Consider the following 18,224-nt stretch of genomic DNA (forward strand, 5'->3'; position numbering starts at 1 on the left):
CGCCCTTCCGCCTCCGTTGCCGCCCGCACAGGCCGCCCGCGCCCCTGCGCCGGCGCGGCCCGCTGTGCGACACTCTCCGGATGACAGTCATTCTCATCGCCGTTGCGCTGTATCTGCTGGCCGCCGGCCTGCTGGTCCGAACCGTGGCCCGCGATACCGGCGAGACTTCGCGTCCCTGGCTGTGGCCGGCACTGGGGGCGGTGGCGCTGCACGGGGCCTACCACTTGCTGGTGGCCTGGCGCACGCCGGGCGGACCGGACATGCATTTCTTCGCCGCGCTCTCGCTGGTGGCGCTGGGCATGGCGGCAATGACCCTGCTGGTCGCGGTCCAGGGCCGGATGGCGGCACTGGGCGTGGTCGCGTTCCCGTTGGCCGCCCTGTTGCTGGCGGCGTACCACGTCTATGGTCACCAAGCCTCGAGCGGGCTCGACTGGCGTCTGCAATTGCACGCCTGGCTCGCGCTGCTGGCCTACGCCGCACTGGCCATCGCCGCGCTGTTGGCGGTGATGCTGTGGGCGCAGGAACGCGCCCTGCGCCGGCGCGAATTCCACCTCTGGCTGCGCGCCCTGCCGCCGCTGACCGAACTGGAGGACCTGCTGTTCCGCACGATCACGGTCGGCTTCATCCTGCTGACCGCCACGCTGCTGACCGGCGTGCTGTTCGTGGAGAACTTTCTGGCCCAGAAGCTCAGCCACAAGACCGTGCTGAGCGTGCTGTCATGGCTGGCGTTCGGCGCCCTGCTGGTCGGCCGCTGGCGCTACGGCTGGCGAGGCGTGAAAGCCGTCCGCTGGACCCTCGCCGCGATGGCGCTGCTGCTGCTGGCGTTCTTCGGCAGCAAGTTCGTCTATGAAATGGTGTTGAGGCGCGCTTAACCGACTTGTGGGAGCGACGTAAGTCGCGACGGTGAATCTACTTCCCAAGTGGAAACCAGCGGCTTTGTAGTCGCGACTTACGTCGCTCCCACAACATTTGCCCCCTACTCCGCAGCCGCCTCCAGCGCCTGCGACAGCCGCTCCACCGCCACTACCTCTAGGCCCTTGAACGTGCCCGACTTCGGCGCGTTGCCCTTGGGCACGATGGCGCGCTTGAAGCCGTGCGTGGCCGCTTCGCGCAGGCGCTCTTCGCCGTTGGGCACGGGGCGGATCTCGCCGGACAGGCCTACTTCGCCGAAGGCGATGGTCTTCTCGGCCAGCGGGCGGTCGCGCAGCGAGGACAGCACGGCCAGCAGCACCGGCAGGTCGGCCGCGGTTTCCTGCAAGCGGATGCCGCCGACGACATTCACGAACACGTCCTGGTCGCCCACCACCACGCCGCCGTGCCGGTGCAGCACGGCCAGCAGCATGGCCAGGCGGTTCTGCTCCAGGCCCACCGCCACGCGCCGCGGGTTGGACAGCGGCGAGCTGTCCACCAGCGCCTGCACTTCCACCAGCAACGGACGCGTGCCCTCGCGGGTGACCATCACGCAGCTGCCGGGCTGCTGGGCGCTGCCGGACAGGAAGATCGCCGACGGATTGGGCACTTCCTTCAGGCCCTTTTCGCCCATCGCGAAGACACCCAGTTCGTTCACGGCGCCGAAGCGGTTCTTGAACGCGCGCAGCACGCGGAACCGGCTGCCGCTCTCCCCTTCGAAATACAACACCGCATCGACCATGTGCTCGAGCACGCGCGGACCGGCGATGCCGCCCTCCTTGGTCACGTGGCCCACCAGGAACACGGCCGTGCCGGTCTCCTTGGCGTAGCGCACCAACCGCGCGGCGCTCTCGCGCACCTGGCTGACGGAGCCGGGCGCAGCGGTGAGCGATTCGGTCCACAGGGTCTGGACGGAGTCGGCGACGATCAGTTTCGGCCGCGCGACGGAGGCGTGTTGCAGGATGGCCTCGATGCCGGTTTCCGCCAGCGCCTGCAGGTTGTCCAGCGGCAGGTCCAGGCGCACGGCACGGCCGGCGACCTGGGCCAGCGACTCCTCGCCGGTCACGTACAGGGCCGGCAGGTGGTCTGACATCCGGGCCAGGGCCTGCAGCAACAGGGTGGATTTGCCGATGCCCGGGTCGCCGCCGACCAGCACCACGGCGCCCTCCACCAGGCCGCCGCCCAGCACGCGGTCGAATTCGCCGATGCCGGTGGTCACGCGCGCCTCTTCGCTATGGCGCACGTCCTTCAGGGCGGTGATCTTGGGGGTCTCGGCCTTGCCGGCCCAGCCCGAGCGGCGGGCGGCGGCGGGTGCGCCGGCGGCGGTTTCCAGCACGATCTCGCTGAGGGAATTCCACGCCCCGCAGTCGGCACACTGGCCCTGCCATTTGCTGTGCTCGGCCCCGCATTCGGTGCAGACGTAGGCGGTACGGGACTTGGCGGAGGTCTTGGCCACGGGAAACCTGTCGGGACGGCGAGCGGCTACTGTATCGGGCCGCCGTCTCCGGGGGCGAGACCCGGAAAAAAACAAAGCCCCGCCGAAGCGGGGCCCTGTCACACCTGGTGCCGGAAATAGGAATCGAACCTACGACCTACGCATTACGAATGCGCCGCTCTACCAACTGAGCTATTCCGGCGGAGCCGCGAATTTTAGAGGTTGGGGCGGGGGCGGGTCAATGCGGGGTGTTGGGGATGGGATGTAAGCCGCTGGGAAGCCGGGGGTGGGTGCGTTGCGCCTTGTCCGCTTGGCTGACATTGGGATCAATCCCATCACTTGCCCCACAGAACCTTTTTCAACGTAACGCCGTCCTTGTCGAAGCAGTAGGTGGTTGAACCCCCGAATACCACCTCGCCCTTCAGCGAAAAGGGAGAAAAACTAATGCAAAACCCATCGCCTTTGGGATAGACGATCGACTGATAGTTGCGCAGCAGGGCCAAGCGGTCTTCCATTTCACCATCGCGCTCAAGATCCTTGGACAACTCAACGACGAACTTGTCGATCGCCATCTTGTACGCTCGCGCAACTGCCTCGTTGTCGGCTTGAACCCGGGTGGGCTTTTCCAAGACATCTTCATGAGCAACGGCCACGAAGGAATACTGCATCAGTAGAAAGGCAGGTAGAAAAGCAAGAAGTCTATTCACGGCAATCACACTTTCGCTCCAACAGGCCATCACCGGATCCGCACATTGCGGGCTCGCCATCCACACCCTAGGAGCCTGGGCAAGATTGACGTTGGAAGCGTCGTCAGAAAGGCCCCCTAACCCTGTCTCGCCGTTAGCGCGACTCCCTTCCATCAGATTCTTCTTTTCTTGGCGCAGCATTCTTCTGATCGTGATCGTCCGAGGCTTCTAGATCAGCCTCTATTCCAATCATCCGGTGCGTAAAGCTACCTCGCGGCCCACGATTCTGAAACACTGCGGGGTTTGGAGGAACATCCTCTGCCAAGAACGCATAAAGCAGCGGCCCCAAGAAGGGTACAAATGCCACGACCGCAAGCGCAGCTTTCTCAAGCCGCGACCTCTTGCCTTTCAACAATCTGTAAACCACGAAGAGGCTGACTAGTTCCGAAGCAGCGACCGCGAGTAGGAATTTAGCGTCCATGTTTAGGAACTTCGCGGAAACTGGCTCGAAGCTGCGACATGAAGGCGATCCCAATGATTAGGCCATCCAGCAGTGTCGCCATGTAGCCCAGTGCCGCCTCCGACGAGGCCTGTATAGAAATGCCACTGACCGCGATTACGGCTCCACCCGAAATCACGAGCACTAAGTGGAGCCATCTCGACCAATTTGTAAAGAAAAGCATGCCTGCATACGCGACGAACAACCCTACAGCGTAGAACAGGCCGACCCACTGTAAGAGCTCCAATGAAACCTGGGCACCCTCGCCCAACCAAGAGAGCGCCATCATGGAACTTTGATCGAAAAGATAGTCAATCGGTAAAAAATAGAACACCACCAAATTAACCACTTGAACGATTATTAAAGTTTTGAAAATCGCCCTCACGCCTTATCTCCATCACTAGATATCAATCGCCATAGTCGCACGCGTGCAACGGCAACTAGGGTTGTCCTGCGGAGCGGGCCCCACAGTGGGAACAATTGGACAGCTGCTGCTCGGCGGACACACACAGATGATGACCTCTACAGTGCAATGCCCGTGTGCATTGCACTTTACGGTATCTAGATCAGGGGTCTTAACTGGATCGGGGAAGTTATTCAACGACAAGTCCAAATCCCGATTCAAGCCCAGCCAGCTCTCACGCTGTACCTGTCTCCAAATGGAATGAATCTGGGCACGAGTGAGCCCCCGGCCACCCAAAGCTTGCTGGACGGCGTTCCATCTATTCGTCGGCCGCGCCCCTTGTTTTCCTTGCGAATCCACAAGATTCACGGGGTCTGCGCCCACGTAAGCATATGTGTTTGCTCCCCCTCCTAAGCCGATCGGATCAGACTGTACATATCGCCCCAATCGCGCATCGTAGTAGCGGTTGACGTTGTACCAGAGCCCCGTCTCCTGATCATAGTACTGCCCCGGGAAGCCGACGTTCAGGCTCCCGATGCTGTCCAGCGTCACCGCACGGTCGAATGCATAGTTGCTGGCACGCCACATCACGGCCTTGGCGCTGTTGGTCACGATTTCAGGACGACCGAGGTGGTCGCCGTGCACCCAGTACATCTGACTACCGCGCGTAATCCCGACCAGCTCGCTACCGAACCACAAGTAATTGGTCCACACATCGCCATTGTCTTTGTGCTCGCTCATCAAGCGGCTTCCAGGACCATACACGTAGCGGTAGTACCCGTGACTTGGAGCGGACTTCCAGACACGCTCGTTGAAGGCGTTGTAGCCGTATCCGATGCTATCCGTTGTGGAGCCGTTGAAATGGGAGGCAGACGCCATGTTAGAAAAGGCGTTGTACCCGTAGCTGGCGATGTACCTCCCGTGATCATGGGTCCACGTCAGGTTGCCCACCGTATCGTACTGATACTCGATGGGCCGGCTTGGCGAAGTCCCCGTAAGCAGGGACACCCGATTACTGGCGCTCTCGATGGAATAGGTGCCCGCCCCGAAGGTCGCGCCCGTCGCGGACGTCCTGTTTCCGTTCGCATCGTAGCCAAACGACTGATTCCCGGAACCCGACGTCACGCCCGTCAAACGCGAAATAGCGTCATAGGCATACTGCTGCGTCAGAGTTGAGCTGACGCCGTTTGTAATGGTCGATATCTGATCGTCTGCGGTCCAGGCATATGCCAAGTTCTGTAAGTAGCTCGCCCCGTTGGAGAGGGTAATTCCTGTGGTGCGTCCGTCCGAATCTTTCGGCATCACAAGCTGAAGTCCGTTACCTAACGCGACCTCCGAGATTCCGTTGTAAGGCGCATAGAGTGAGTCCGAGACAACATTGGAGATTGATCCTCCAATGTTCACGGTCATTGTTTTGAGCTTACCCGACGCGTAACCGTATCCCACCGCAACGCCGTTCGGATACGTCAACGAGTTCAATCGGCCATAAACGTCGTAGTAGTAGCGCGTCCAATAGTCCGTGGTCACGCTATTACCCGTGATGCCCTCCCTTCGTGTGGAAAGACGACCATCTGCCAGGTAGGTGAACTGCGTCCATTGACCTCCGCTTGCTGTGATGCCACAGAGCCGGCCCTTTCCATACCCGTTCCCATCACCGTAACCATAGCCATGGTGGCAATTGTCGTAGACCAGCTGACGCCCTTCTGCCGCTGACGCCCCGTACCAGATCACCCGCCCCAGCGCGTCATAGTCATATACCAACGCACTGCCATCATTGCGGACCATGTGTGTCAGCTGGCCATAGGCGTTGTACTGGTAGGTCGTGGTTCCTGTATCAGGACTCGACTGCGACCACACCTGCCCGAACCCGTCATAGACGTACGTCGTGATCTTGCCCCGGGGGTCGGTGACCTTGGTGACCTGGTCGCCGGCGTTGTACTCGATGTAGGTCGTCTGGTTTAGCGGATCCTTGGACGAGGTAACCCGGCCCAGCGCATCGTAGGTCAGGGTGGTGACGCGATCCTGCGAATCCTTCACCGTGACCAGCGTGTCGTCGACGTCATAGCCGTAGCGGACATTCAGACCGTAGTTGCCCCGACTCGCCCGAGGCCGACTCAACTCGTCATAGTCGGTGAATGCACTCTGCGTGGTGACCGGACTGACTACCCACACCGACCCGTACTGAACACACTCCGGCGCTCCTTCCACTGTGCGCCAGCGTGTGCACTGGGTTTCGTAGTGGCCATAGGTGTTCTTGATTTCACGCTGGACCACGTCGCTGGCGGCATTGTAGTAATAGGCCATGGACTCTTCGGAGCCGCCGTTCTGTAGCACACCGGAGACGGGGCTTGCCTTCTTCTCCAACCGGAAGAAGAGGTCGTAGGTGTAGTTCGTGGTCACGCCGTCGATGCTGACGACAGACGCCAGCAATCCCTTGCCGTTATAGGTGTAGGTGATGTCGGCCGCCTGCGTTCCGTCTGGATATCGCCTCACGCGAAGGGTACGGCCGCCCGCATCGTAGGTAAGGTCGGTGATGTCGCCGTTGACCCCTGTGACCCGGCCAGGCTGCCCCAGCCCATTGAAGTTGCTGAAGCTTTGCGTGTGGCCAAGGCTGTTGGCAACGGACACCAGATTGCCCTGGTTGTCGTAGCTGGTCACCGTGGCGTCGCCTGCACCGGACAACGGTCCATCCACCGTGATCGTCGCCAGCATCCCGTTGGCATGGGTGGTGTAGGCGTAGGTGGTGGTGCGCGTTTGGTTGAGATTCGTCGCCGGCGCGGGCGCCAGCAGATTGGTCTCGGTGATGGACGCGACCCGTCCATTGGCCGCATAGGTGTATTCGACCTTGGCCACGCCAACCACCGTGACGCTCTCCATCCGATTCAGTGTCGGATGCCACACATACTGGGTGGTTCGGGCCAGCGCCGTTCCGTAGCCTTCGATCTTCTGGGTCAACTGTCCCTTGGCGTTGTAAGTGAACTGGGTGTCGTTGCCCTTGTAGTCGGACTTGAGCAACGGATATCCATTGGCATCATAGACAGTCTCCGCATACCGGCTGGCGCAGTACGTCGTTGCCGCACCCGATACCGACGTGGGCTTGCCATCCTGGAACTGATAGACCGTCTGGTGTCCCAGCGGGTTCGTTACGGTGGCAGTGAGGGCGCCGTTCTGGCCGCGCAGGTAAGTGTAGTTGTACTTCTCCACGGCCGTGGTCAGGTTCAGGCCATGCATGCTGGTTCGCATGAAACCCGTGCCGTCGTACTGGAAGATGGAGTAGCGCGAACCACCGATGCTCTTGCCCGTCAGCGCGGATGGGTCGCTGGTGAACTCATAGTGGTAGGCGATGGCCGTGGCAGGCGTGCCGGGACGGGACGTCGCAGACAGCCGGTGCAGTCCGGTACCGAACTGGTTCGCGGTGTACGAGTAGCCGTAGAAGTTCCCTGCCGGGTCCCGGACTGCCGTCAACTGCGTCCCGGTCCAGGTGAACTCGACATAGCGCCCGGAGGTGTGGGTGACGCGATAAGGATAGGTGCCTGACGTATAGGTATACGTCCAACCGATGTTCTGGGCATTGCGCACCGTGACAACGTAACCGGCCGAGGAGTACGTCTCGACCTCATTGTCTTCGCCATAGAGCACGAAGCTGTTGTCGGCCTGCTTGACGATGCGCGCGATGGGTGATGGCTTGTCCTCGTAGAACACGCCGTCGGTGGCATTGCGGATGTACTTGATGATGCGGCCGTCCGGACGCCAGGCGTAGATCTCAGTGTGGCTGCCCACCCCGCACGCACCACCGCCTTGTCGCGGATAGCATGCATCCAACGCGAAGCTGCCGAAGGTCAACTTGTAGTCGAAATTGCTGACCCAGTGCTTGCCGAAGAGACCTGCGCCGGGCCAGTAGTGGTTATAGGTGCGCTGCAGGAACAGGCCCATTTCGCCGGAGCTGCTGAAGTCCAGCTCGGGCTCGATCTTGTTGCCTGTAGCGAGCACGACCGGATTGCCTACGGTCTTGGGAGCTACCGAACTATCCCCTTCTGCGTCGGGGCATGGATCTTTCTGTTGTGACTCGGACGCACCCTCGTTTTCTTGACGCACACCTCGGTACTGCTGCGCACCGTAGGCGTCAATCATGAACGAGAACATACCGCCACTGCCGGACCCGCCAAAATCAAGTATGGCCCGGACGCGTTCGAGATTGGTCGGTTCTGGTTCCGTAGCATGCGCCGTAACGCCCACCAGAAGCAGCGCTGCAGCCAGGCTAAAAATGAATTTCTTCGGTACAGCGAGTAACCGACCCCGCAATTGGCAGACAGATACGTAGCTCGCTTTCGGTGCCGACAGGCCAAGTTGCGCCACATTCGAATTTCCAACCATCCAAACGCTCCGTTCCAGCCCCTTGCAGGCCAGAGTCCATGCGTCCGCCACCCCGGCGGGACACCCCTTGCCGGCGAAACTAACGTGGCAGCGTTGAGCTTGGGAAGTGGGTTGCGAACGTAAACGCACTTACCTGCTGAGTCCATGCCCCGCGGGACCGTCAGGGAGCGGCGCCTCAGCGATGCGGCGCTCCCAAGCCACAGCAACTCCAGAAAAGAACGGCCCCGCATCGCGGGGCCGTTCTGCGTCCATCAACCGCTCGACAACACGCGATCAGTTGCCGCCCTCCCCCGCTGGCGGCGCGTCCGGTTCTTGCGTACTCACGCGCCAGCGCGCGCTCAAGCTGCGGCGTGCTTCGTCCAGGCTCTTGCCCTTGCCGGCCACCTTCAGCGCACCGTAGACCTCCAGGGCGGCGACCATCTGGTCGCTGCCCAGGGCCATTTCGGTATCCACCACCCGTTGATACAGGTGCGCGATGCGCAGGATGCGCGGGCGCAGCAGGTCGAGGGTCTGCTGATCGCGCTGGAAAGCATCGATGTCGAAGTCGCGCGCCATGATGCCGCTGTGCTGCTGCGCCACGTTGAGGGCGGCACGGCAGAAGGCTTCGGACTTTTCGCCCATCTTCATCAGCCCACGCCGCTGTTCCGGCGTCAGTGAGATCAAGCCTGCCAGACTGGTTTCCATCTGCGTAATAGCCGCATCCAGCGGATCGAGGATGGTGTTGTCGATCTGCAAGTCCACGAGGTTCTGACTCATTGTCACTCCTTGATTCCATGTCAGGTGATACCGCCGCATCCGACGGCACGTCCACGCTACCCCGACATCCGTGCGCATCCAAGACGATGACGACGGAAAATGGCTAACAATTGTCACGTCGCTGTGCTCGTCCACCTCGCAGAGCATCACCCGCACCCCTCGAATGTGAGACGTCGACCCAAGAAGGTGCGCGCGCACCGCACTGAAGTGAGATGACCAGGCCGGTTTCCTCGCATCGCGAAGTGTTCCTATGAGTCGACGAGGCATCACTCCTCGATCGGGAACCTCCCACGCTGGGCGACAGGGAAATCCACCTCGGTGTCGAGCCTTATCGGGTCGAGGTGTCGAAGAAAACATCGTTGCCGCCAAGGATCTCCGCCCTGGCCGCAAGGCTTCGCGAGGTGATGGCGAGCCATCGTGGCGCGTCAGGGACTTTCCGCGGCTCGACAGGAAGCCTGGCTTCCTCCTGACGGATGCGTCGAACGTCCGTGGCCTCTGATGTTGTCCGTGCATTGTGGGGTTCGCGAGCTCACCCCAACCTATGCGCTCGTTCAAACCTATAGGACAGCAAACAACTCCCTCACAGGCACAACCCGTGCTGCTTCGCCAGCGCCGACTTTTCCGGGTCGGTTCGCGCCAGGTAGTCGCAGACCAGGCTCTTGCCGTAGTCGGAGGACACCTGGTTCGCTTCGGCCGAATTGATGTAGGCGATGGTCTTCTTGAAGCATGGCGCCTCGAACATCGCGGCGATGGCGTCCTTCTTCGGCGTGGGCAGCTTTTCCAGCGCCGGGAGGAGGTCGTCGAGCGTGGCGACCCGGCGGGCGGCCTCGGCCAGGTCGGTCCCGCTCTCGGACCTGATCAACGCCGCGCAGTGCTCGGCTTCCTGCGGCGTCAGCAGTTGGGACAACGGCACGTTGAGCCGCGCCGCCAGTTCGTCGACATCGAACGCGGCGATCGAGCCTTCCATCATCGCCTTCTCCGCGGGGTCGGTAGGCATCTGCTCGCGCATCGACTGCAGGATCACCTCATACCCGCGGAACACCTCGAACAGATACGTCACCAACTTCGCGGACCCCGAAGCAGGTGCCGTCTGCGCCGCCACGGAACCGCACAGCAGCAAGAGCAGCGCGGCTCCCGCCGCCATCGTCGAACGCTTCATTCATTTCCCCTGGAAGTCTCAGTCCTGGATCGCCGGGCCCGCAGGCCGACATCCCCGTTCACCCACGGCGCTCCGAGACGACGCGCCTTCCCCTGGATGCTGGTCGATCTTAGGGGCCACGCCATCTCTCTAACAAGCGTGCACGCCGGGATCAACGCGTGGCGGTGACGCCCCCCGCCGGTGCCGCCTTCAGTTCACGCCAGGCGGCGCGCAGCACACGCGAAGAAGAACGCAGGAACATCACCAACAACGCGACCGCGATCAGCAGGTCTGGCCAGCCCGCCCCGAACAGCCACACCAGCATGGCGGCCAGCAGCACGGCGCCGCCCTCGAAGATGTCGTTGCGCGAGCATTCCCACGCCGACGCCATGTTGACGTCGCCGGTGCGGTACGGCGTGAGCAGCCACAGGCACGCAACGTTCGCCGCCAGGTTCAACGCGGCGGCGATGCCCATGCCTTCGAACAGCGGCACCGCGGGATGGGCCAGCCGCCACGCGATCTGCACGCCTACCGCGACCGCGGCACCGAGGATAAGCAGGCCCTTGAAGAATGCGACCTTCGCCTTCGCACGCAACGACGCGCCGACCACCGCCAGGCTGATCGCATAGGTCAGCGCATCACCAAGATTGTCGAGGCTCCCGGACAGCAGCGACGACGAATGCGCGCGCCAGGCGGCGAACATCATCATCGCGAAGGTGGCGAGGTTGATCGCCAGCACCCCACGCAGCACGCGGCGTTGCTTCGCCTCGAGCGCGGCGACATCGACGACCTTCCCGCATCCGCAGCATTCCGACATGGGCGTCTCCCGTCGCGTGTGCGCGTAAGGCTGAAGTCTCAGCCGACCAGCTGCAGCCGCAGTTCCTTCGGCAGCGCGAACACCATGTTCTCCGGCTCGCCGTCCAGTTCGCTGACACCGGCGGCGCCGAGGTCGCGCAGGCGCTGGATGACACCGTCGATCAGCACGTCCGGCGCGGAGGCGCCGGCGGTCACGCCGATGCGCTGCTTGCCGTCGACCCAGCGCGGATCGATTTCATGCGCGCCGTCGATCAGGTACGACTCCACGCCATCGCGCTCGGCCAGCTCGCGCAGGCGGTTGGAGTTGGAGCTGTTCGGCGAGCCGACCACCAGCACCAGGTCGCACTGCTTCGCCAGGTCGCGCACGGCGTCCTGGCGGTTCTGAGTGGCGTAGCAGATGTCATCGTTCTTCGGCCCGTGGATGGCCGGGAAGCGCGCCTGCAACGCCTGGATGATGCCCACCGTGTCGTCCACCGACAGCGTGGTCTGGGTGGTGTAGAACAGGTTCTCCGGCTGGTTCACTTCCAGCGTGGCGACCTGGTCGATGTCTTCCACCAGATAGATCTGCCCGTCCCCGCCCTCGCGGTTCCACTGCCCCATCGTGCCTTCCACCTCGGGGTGGCCGGCGTGGCCGATCAGCACCACGTCGCGACCGGCGCGGCAGTGGCGCGCTACTTCCAGGTGCACCTTGGTAACCAGCGGACAGGTGGCGTCGAAGACCTTCAGCCCGCGCCGCGTGGCTTCGCCGCGCACCGCCTGCGAGACGCCGTGGGCGCTGAAGATGACGGTGGCGCCGTCCGGCACTTCGTCCAGTTCCTCGACGAAGATCGCGCCGCGCTGCTTCAGGTCGTCGACGACGAAGCGGTTGTGCACCACTTCATGGCGCACGTAGATCGGCGCGCCCAGCGTTTCGATGGCGCGCTTGACGATCTCGATGGCGCGGTCGACGCCGGCGCAGAAACCGCGGGGATTGGCGAGCAGGACGTCCATAGGAAACAACTTTACCGGAGGTGAGCGAGTGAAAGCATGAATCCCGGGCTTCTTGTCTCCGCCGTCATCCCGGCGAAAGCCGGGATCCAGCGACTTGGCACGGGAGATGGGGCGGCGGAGCAAAAGGCACTGGGTCCCGGCTTTCGCCGGGATGACGACCGCAAGCCCTGTAGGGTGGGCCTTGGCCCACCGTTCAATGACGCACCGACACGGCGGGCCAAGGCCCGCCCTACGCGGCCTTCTTCTTGCCTTCGAACAGGCCGAACAAGGCGATGCCGATCGCCCCGCCCACTACCGCGCAATCGGCGATGTTGAATGCGGGCCAATAGTGGTCGCGCCAATGCCACTGGATGAAATCCACCACGTGGCCATGGATCTGGCGGTCGATGACGTTGCCCAGCGCGCCGCCGATCACCAGCGCGTACGGCAGCGCCTGGCGCCAGTCGGCCCGGCGCGTGCGCGACAGCCAGAAGCCCAGCAGGCCGCTGATGCCCACCGCGAGCACGGTGAAGAACCAGCGCTGCCAACCGCCGGCGTCGGCCAGGAAGCTGAAGGCCGCGCCGGTGTTGTAGGTGCGGTACCAGTTCCAGAACCCATCGATCACCGGGATGGCGGTGTACTCCGGCAGCGAGGCCAGCACCCAGGCCTTGGACCACTGGTCCAGGCCGATGACCACGGCCGAGAGCAGCAGCCAGACGAGGGCGTTCGGCTTGGGGGCGGCGGCCATCAGAACCACTCCCGGGTTTCGCCGTTGCCGTCGATGTTGCTCACGCAGCGGCCGCACAGTTCCGGGTGCCCGGCATGTGCGCCCACATCGGCGCGGTAGTGCCAGCAGCGCACGCACTTGGCCTTGGTGGTCGGCGTGGCGAGGACGAAGACCTCGTCGGCGCTGACTTCGGAGACGGTGACGTCGCCGCTGATGAAGAAGAACCGCAGTTCCTCTGCAAGCGGCTGCCACTTCGCGGCCGTGGCGGCATTCACCGAGACGGCGATTTCCGCTTCCAGCGCGGCGCCGATCAGGCCGTTCGCACGCATCGGCTCCAGCACCTTGGCGACCTGCTCGCGCAGGGCCAGCAGCTGGTCGAAGTCGGCCGCATTCAGCGCAGCGTCCGCGGGCAGCGGCGCCAGGCCGTCGTACCAGGTGGCGAACAGCACGTTGCCCGTGCGCTCGCCCGGCAGGTAGCCCCACATTTCATCGGCGGTGAAGCTCAGCACCGGCGCGATCCAGCGCACGAAGGCCTCGGCGATGACGTACATCGCGCTCTGCGCACTGCGGCGCCCGCGCGAATCCTCGCGCATGGTGTACAGGCGGTCCTTGGTGACGTCCAGGTAGAGCGAACCGAGGTCGACGCTGCAGAAGTTCAGCAGCGCCTGCACGATTTCGGCGAAGTCGTAGCGGTCGTAGGCCGCCTTGATCTTCTCCTGCACCTCGTAGGCGCGGTGCACGATCCAGCGGTCCAGCGCGACCATGTCCGCCGGCGCCACCAGATCGCGCGCGGGCTCGAAGCCGTTGAGGTTGCTGAGCAGGAAGCGCGCGGTGTTGCGCAGGCGACGGTAGGCATCGGCGTTGCGCTTCAGGATTTCCTGCGACAGCGACATCTCGTTGCTGTAGTCGGCGCTGGCGATCCACAGGCGCAGGATGTCCGCGCCGAGGGTCTTCATGATGTCCTGCGGCTCGATGCCGTTGCCCAGCGACTTGGACATCTTGCGGCCGTGCTCGTCCACGGTGAAGCCGTGGGTGAGGCACTGCTTGTAGGGCGCCTTCTTGTCGATCGCCACGCCGGTCAGCAGCGAGGACTGGAACCAGCCGCGGTGCTGGTCGGAGCCTTCCAGGTAGAGATCGGCCGGCTTGCCCAGGCCGCGTTCCAGCAGCACGCCTTCGTGGGTGACGCCGGAATCGAACCAGACATCGAGGATGTCGGTGATCTTGTCGTAGTTCTTGGCTTCGTCGCCCAGCAGTTCGGCCGCGTCCAGCGTGTACCAGACGTCGACGCCGCCCTGCTCCACGCGGTCGGCCACGGCGCGCATCAGCTCGACGCTGCGCGGATGCGGCTCGCCGGTTTCGCGGTGCACGAACAGCGCGATCGGCACGCCCCAGGTGCGTTGCCGCGAGATCGTCCAGTCCGGACGCCCGTCGACCATGCCGGCGATGCGGGCTTCGCCCCACTGCGGGAACCAGCCGACCTGCTTGATCGCGTCCAGTGCGTCAGCGCGCAGGTTCGCCTGCTCCATCGAGATGAACCACTGCGGCGTGGCGCGGAACGCGATGGGCGTCTTGTGGCGCCAGCAGTGCGGGTAGCTGTGTTCCAGCTTGCTGAAAGCGAGCAGCGCACCGCCCTGCTTCAACACGTCGATGATGACGTCGTTGGCCTTCCAGATATGCAGACCGGCCAGCTCCACGCCATGCGCGGCCGGAGTGGACGGCAGGTAGACGCCACGACCGTCGACCGGGTTGATCTGCGCGGCGGTGTACTTGTCCAGCAGGCCGTACTGCTTGCTGACGACATAGTCCTCCTGGCCGTGGCCGGGCGCGGTGTGCACGGCGCCGGTACCGTCTTCGGCCGACACGTGGTCGCCCAGCAGCACGGGGATGTCGCGGGTGTCGTAGAACGGGTGCGCGAAAAGCAGGCCTTCCAACGCACTGCCCTTCACTCGCGCATGCACCACCAGGTCGGTGACGCCGTAGCGCTGCAGCGCGCGCGCGGCCAGCGCATCGGCCAGCACCAGCCAGCGGCGCTTGCCGTCATGCGCAGGGCCTTCGACGAGGGCGTACTCGAGCTCTCCGCCGATGGAGATGGCGAGCGAGGCCGGCAGCGTCCACGGCGTGGTGGTCCAGATGGGCAGCGCGACTTCGACATCGGCCGGCACCGCGGCGCCGAACGCCTGCGCCACCGCCTGGGCGTCGCGTGCGGCGTAGGCAACATCGACGGCGGGCGACACCTTGTCGGCGTATTCGATCTCCGCCTCGGCCAGCGCCGAGCCGCAGTCGAAGCACCAGTGCACCGGCTTCACGCCGCGGGTCAGGTGGCCGTTGGCGACGATCTTGGCGAGCGCACGGATCTCGTTCGCTTCGAAGCGGAAATCGAGCGTCTTGTAAGGGTTGTCCCAGTCGCCGATCACGCCCAGGCGCTTGAAGTCCTTGCGCTGGATATCGATCTGCGACTCGGCGTATTCGCGGCACTTCTGCCGGAACTCGACCGCATCGAGCTTCACGCCGACCTTGCCGTACTTCTTCTCGATGGCGATCTCGATCGGCAGGCCGTGGCAATCCCAGCCCGGAATGTAGGGCGCATCGAAGCCGGCCAGGTAGCGCGACTTGACGATGATGTCCTTCAGGATCTTGTTGACCGCATGGCCCAGGTGGATCGCACCGTTGGCATACGGCGGACCGTCGTGCAGCACGAAAAGCGGGCGTCCCTTGGCGTGCTCGCGCAACTGCGCGTACAGGCCCTGGCTTTCCCAGCGGGCCAACGTGTCCGGCTCACGCTTGGGCAGGTCGCCGCGCATCGGGAACTCCGTGGCGGGCAGATGAAGGGTGGCTTTGTAGTCCTGGCTCACGCCGTCGCTCGTCGTTGATGTTCGGAAAGGATGTCGCGTGCGTCATCCGCATCGCGGTGCATCTGCTCGGTGAGGCTGGGCAGATCGGGGAATTTCAGTTCGTCGCGCAGCTTGGCGACGAATTCGACTTCGATATGGCGCCCGTAGAGGTCGCCGGCGAAATCGAACAGATGCGCTTCCAGCAGCGGCTCGACGCCGTCGACCGTGGGGCGCGTGCCGAAACTGGAGACGGACGGCCATGGTGTATCGCCCACCCCATGCACCCAGGTGGCGTAGATGCCGGACAGGGCGGGCGTTTTCGGGAAGCGCAGGTTGGCGGTGGGAAACCCGAGCGTGCGGCCGAGTTGCTTGCCGCGCACGACCCGGCCGCCGATGGCGTAGGGCCGGCCGAGCAGGCGCGTGGTCGTGGTGAAGTCGCCGCCCTTGAGGGCTTCGCGAATGCGCGTACTGGAGACACGCTCGCCATGCACTTCGACCGGCGCGATCGCGTCGGCACTGAAGCCGAGTTCGCTGCCCATCGCCTGCAGCAGCGTGACATCGCCAGCGCGGCGGTGACCGAAACGGAACTCGGGACCGATCCAGACTTCGCGGGCGGCCAGGCGGCCGACCAACAAGGTGCGGACGAAATCCTCGGCCGACATCGCCGAAAGCTTCGCGTCGAAGCGCAACAGGCCGACACGGTCGGCCCCGAGCTCTAACAAGCCTTCCACCTTGGCCCGGGCCAGGGTCAGGCGCGGCGGCGGGTGGTCCTTGGAGAAGAACTCGCGCGGCAGGGGCTCGAAGGTCACCACCACGCACTCGACACCCAATGCACGCGCACGCGCCACGGCATGCCGCACCAGCGCGCGGTGGCCCGAGTGCAGGCCATCAAAGGCGCCGATGCAGACCACGCTACCGTGCGGACTCAGAAGCCCGCCATCGACGTCACGGAACAGCCTGCTCATGGAATCCTGTCAGGACGGATCGGCCGGTACGGGCGATCCCGGAGGAGTGCAACAACGTTGAAGTATAGCCGGGCGTGCCGGACCTCAATGACCACGCAGGTCACGGGGACGGATGCCCTGTACCCAGAGCAGGCCGGCATACAGTGCGCCGCCCGCGCCCACCACCACCGCCAGGCGCCAGCCGCGGTCCCACCAGGCCCAGGGCGTCCAGTCCGGCCAGAGCACGCGGAAGGCCATCACCACCAGCGTCATCGCCACCGTCGCTACACCGATCTGGCGCAGGAACCGCCCCCAGCCGGGCTGCCGCCGGTAGACGCCAGCCTTGCGCAGCAACCAGGCCAGTTGCAGCGCGTTCACCCAGCCGGCCACGGCGATGGCCAGCGCCAGCAGCGCGTGTGCGCCCTGCACCTGGCCCAGCGCCTGCTTCACATCGCCGCCGGCCGCCCGCAGCGCCTGCCGACCCGGCTCGGTGCCGTAGAGCATGAGGGCGAAGAACAGTAGCGTGCACAGCGCATTGGTCAGCACCGCCACCACCGCCGCCTTGACGGGGGTGCGGGTGTCCTGGCGCGAATAGAACGCCGGCGCCAGCACCTTCACCAGCAGGAAGGCCGGCACGGCGATCGACTGCGCCATCAGGCTCCAACTGGCCATCTGCACGTCGGTGGCATCGAATTTTCCGTACTGGAACAACGTGGCCAGCAGCGGTGGGGCGCACAGGATCAAGCCGGCACAGGCCGGCAGGCCGATCAGCAGACAGAGGCGGAAGCCCCAGTCCAGCCCCTTCGAATAGCCCTCCGGATCGGTTTCGGCATGCCGGCTGGACAGGTGCGGCAGGATCACCGTGCCGATCGCCACGCCGAACATGCCCAGCGGGAATTCCAGCAACCGGTCGCTGTAGTACAACCAGCTGACGCTGCCGCTGATCAGTAGGGCGGCGACCCAGGTGTTGAGCAACAGGTTGAACTGGGCCACCGAGGAGCCGAACAGCGTAGGCACCATCAGGGTCAGGATCTTGCGGACGCCGGCGTGGGCGAAGTCCAGCTTCGGGCGCGGCAACAGGCCCAGGCGGGCCAGCGACGGCAGCTGGAAGCCCAACTGCAGCACGCCGGCGGCGAACACGCCCCAGCCCAGCACCATCACCGAGTAGTCCATCAACGGCGCCAGCCCGACGGCGGCGGCGATCATGGACAGGTTCATCAGCACGGGCGACAGCGCCGGGATGGCGAACCGCTGGTAGGTATTGAGGATGCCGCCGGCCAGCGAGGCCAGCGAGATGAACAACGCATAGGGGAAGGTGATCCGCAGCAGGTCGGTCAGCACCTGCATCTGCGCGGCGTCGAAGTTCGGCGCGATCAGGCGTGCGATCTGCGGAGCCAGCAGGATGACGATACCGGTCAGCACCAGCAGCGCCGCCGCCAGGGTGCCGGTGACCCGGTCGATCAGCGCCCTGACCTCTTCCGGGCTTCGGGTGGCCTTGTATTCGGCCAGGACCGGCACGAACGCCATCGAAAACGAGCCCTCGGCGGACAGCCGGCGCATGAAGTTCGGGATGCGGAAGGCCACGAAGAAGGCGTCCATCATCCCACCCGCGCCGAAGACGTGGGCGTAGACTTGGTCCCGGACCAGCCCCGAGAGCCGGGACAGGAAGGTCATCGAGCTGAAGACGGCGGCCGAGCGCAGGAGCTTCCCGCTCATCGGGACAGATCCCCCGACAGA

General features: G+C 64.2%; 13 protein-coding genes and 1 tRNA gene. 1 reads left to right on the forward strand and 13 read right to left on the reverse strand.

Annotation, left to right across the window (positions count from 1 at the left end):
- Positions 1-80: 80 nt before the first annotated feature.
- On the forward strand, positions 81-872 hold the full coding sequence (locus tag AC23D6_RS13395) for a cytochrome C assembly family protein (protein ID WP_487749738.1): 792 nt from the start codon (positions 81-83) through the stop codon (positions 870-872).
- Positions 873-976: 104 nt separating this feature from the next.
- Here the strand turns inward: AC23D6_RS13395 and radA are convergent, their stop codons facing one another.
- The 13 genes from radA to murJ form a co-directional block, all read right to left on the reverse strand.
- Positions 977-2,365, reverse strand: a complete 1,389-nt coding sequence (gene radA / locus AC23D6_RS13400) for a DNA repair protein RadA (protein WP_487749739.1) — start codon at positions 2,363-2,365, stop codon at positions 977-979.
- 105 nt (positions 2,366-2,470) lie between these two features.
- Positions 2,471-2,546 (reverse strand) — tRNA-Thr (locus AC23D6_RS13405).
- A 133-nt stretch (positions 2,547-2,679) separates the two neighbouring features.
- Positions 2,680-3,231 (reverse strand): hypothetical protein, encoded by a 552-nt coding sequence (locus AC23D6_RS13410; protein ID WP_487749740.1) that lies wholly within the window; start codon positions 3,229-3,231, stop codon positions 2,680-2,682.
- A gap of 269 nt (positions 3,232-3,500) precedes the next feature.
- Positions 3,501-3,914 carry a hypothetical protein gene (locus AC23D6_RS13415; protein ID WP_487749741.1) on the reverse strand — a complete coding sequence of 138 codons (414 nt, stop codon included), beginning with the start codon at positions 3,912-3,914 and terminating at the stop codon, positions 3,501-3,503.
- 15 nt (positions 3,915-3,929) lie between these two features.
- On the reverse strand, positions 3,930-8,306 hold the full coding sequence (locus AC23D6_RS13420) for an RHS repeat-associated core domain-containing protein (RefSeq protein WP_487749742.1): 4,377 nt from the start codon (positions 8,304-8,306) through the stop codon (positions 3,930-3,932).
- Between the two features lie 273 nt (positions 8,307-8,579).
- On the reverse strand, positions 8,580-9,062 hold the full coding sequence (locus tag AC23D6_RS13425) for a hypothetical protein (RefSeq protein ID WP_487749743.1): 483 nt from the start codon (positions 9,060-9,062) through the stop codon (positions 8,580-8,582).
- 580 nt (positions 9,063-9,642) lie between these two features.
- Entirely contained in the window at positions 9,643-10,221 is a 579-nt protein-coding gene (locus tag AC23D6_RS13430; RefSeq protein WP_487749744.1) for a hypothetical protein, read from the reverse strand.
- A gap of 151 nt (positions 10,222-10,372) precedes the next feature.
- Positions 10,373-11,017, reverse strand: a complete 645-nt coding sequence (locus AC23D6_RS13435; protein ID WP_487749745.1) for a cation efflux transmembrane domain-containing protein — start codon at positions 11,015-11,017, stop codon at positions 10,373-10,375.
- 38 nt (positions 11,018-11,055) lie between these two features.
- A complete protein-coding gene (gene ispH, locus AC23D6_RS13440) occupies positions 11,056-12,006 on the reverse strand; it encodes a 4-hydroxy-3-methylbut-2-enyl diphosphate reductase (protein WP_487749746.1) in 951 nt (316 codons plus the stop codon).
- Between the two features lie 229 nt (positions 12,007-12,235).
- Positions 12,236-12,733 carry a signal peptidase II gene (lspA, locus tag AC23D6_RS13445; RefSeq protein ID WP_487749747.1) on the reverse strand — a complete coding sequence of 166 codons (498 nt, stop codon included), beginning with the start codon at positions 12,731-12,733 and terminating at the stop codon, positions 12,236-12,238.
- Complete coding sequence (ileS, locus tag AC23D6_RS13450; protein ID WP_487749748.1) at positions 12,733-15,564, reverse strand: isoleucine--tRNA ligase; 2,832 nt, start codon at positions 15,562-15,564, stop codon at positions 12,733-12,735. The genes lspA and ileS overlap by 1 nt, the downstream gene beginning before the upstream one ends.
- The gene (locus AC23D6_RS13455) at positions 15,561-16,508 is read right to left on the reverse strand and encodes a bifunctional riboflavin kinase/FAD synthetase (protein ID WP_487749749.1); all 948 of its coding nucleotides are present in this window, start codon (positions 16,506-16,508) and stop codon (positions 15,561-15,563) included. The genes ileS and AC23D6_RS13455 overlap by 4 nt, the downstream gene beginning before the upstream one ends.
- An 84-nt stretch (positions 16,509-16,592) precedes the next feature.
- Positions 16,593-18,203 (reverse strand): murein biosynthesis integral membrane protein MurJ, encoded by a 1,611-nt coding sequence (gene murJ / locus AC23D6_RS13460; RefSeq protein ID WP_487749750.1) that lies wholly within the window; start codon positions 18,201-18,203, stop codon positions 16,593-16,595.
- Positions 18,204-18,224: the final 21 nt, after the last annotated feature.

The sequence above is a fragment of the Pseudoxanthomonas sp. G3 genome (assembly GCF_057654715.1).

Bases quoted from the DNA above. Each gene is read 5' to 3' on its own strand.
- ispH (WP_487749746.1), bottom strand. From the start codon at position 12,006: ATGGACGTCCTGCTCGCCAATCCCCGCGGTTTCTGCGCCGGCGTCGAC.
- AC23D6_RS13425 (WP_487749743.1), bottom strand. From the start codon at position 9,062: ATGAGTCAGAACCTCGTGGACTTGCAGATCGACAACACCATCCTCGAT.
- AC23D6_RS13430 (WP_487749744.1), bottom strand. From the start codon at position 10,221: ATGAAGCGTTCGACGATGGCGGCGGGAGCCGCGCTGCTCTTGCTGCTG.
- murJ (WP_487749750.1), bottom strand. From the start codon at position 18,203: ATGAGCGGGAAGCTCCTGCGCTCGGCCGCCGTCTTCAGCTCGATGACC.
- AC23D6_RS13395 (WP_487749738.1), top strand. From the start codon at position 81: ATGACAGTCATTCTCATCGCCGTTGCGCTGTATCTGCTGGCCGCCGGC.
- AC23D6_RS13420 (WP_487749742.1), bottom strand. From the start codon at position 8,306: ATGGTTGGAAATTCGAATGTGGCGCAACTTGGCCTGTCGGCACCGAAA.
- lspA (WP_487749747.1), bottom strand. From the start codon at position 12,733: ATGGCCGCCGCCCCCAAGCCGAACGCCCTCGTCTGGCTGCTGCTCTCG.
- AC23D6_RS13410 (WP_487749740.1), bottom strand. From the start codon at position 3,231: ATGCTGCGCCAAGAAAAGAAGAATCTGATGGAAGGGAGTCGCGCTAAC.
- AC23D6_RS13455 (WP_487749749.1), bottom strand. From the start codon at position 16,508: ATGAGCAGGCTGTTCCGTGACGTCGATGGCGGGCTTCTGAGTCCGCAC.
- AC23D6_RS13435 (WP_487749745.1), bottom strand. From the start codon at position 11,017: ATGTCGGAATGCTGCGGATGCGGGAAGGTCGTCGATGTCGCCGCGCTC.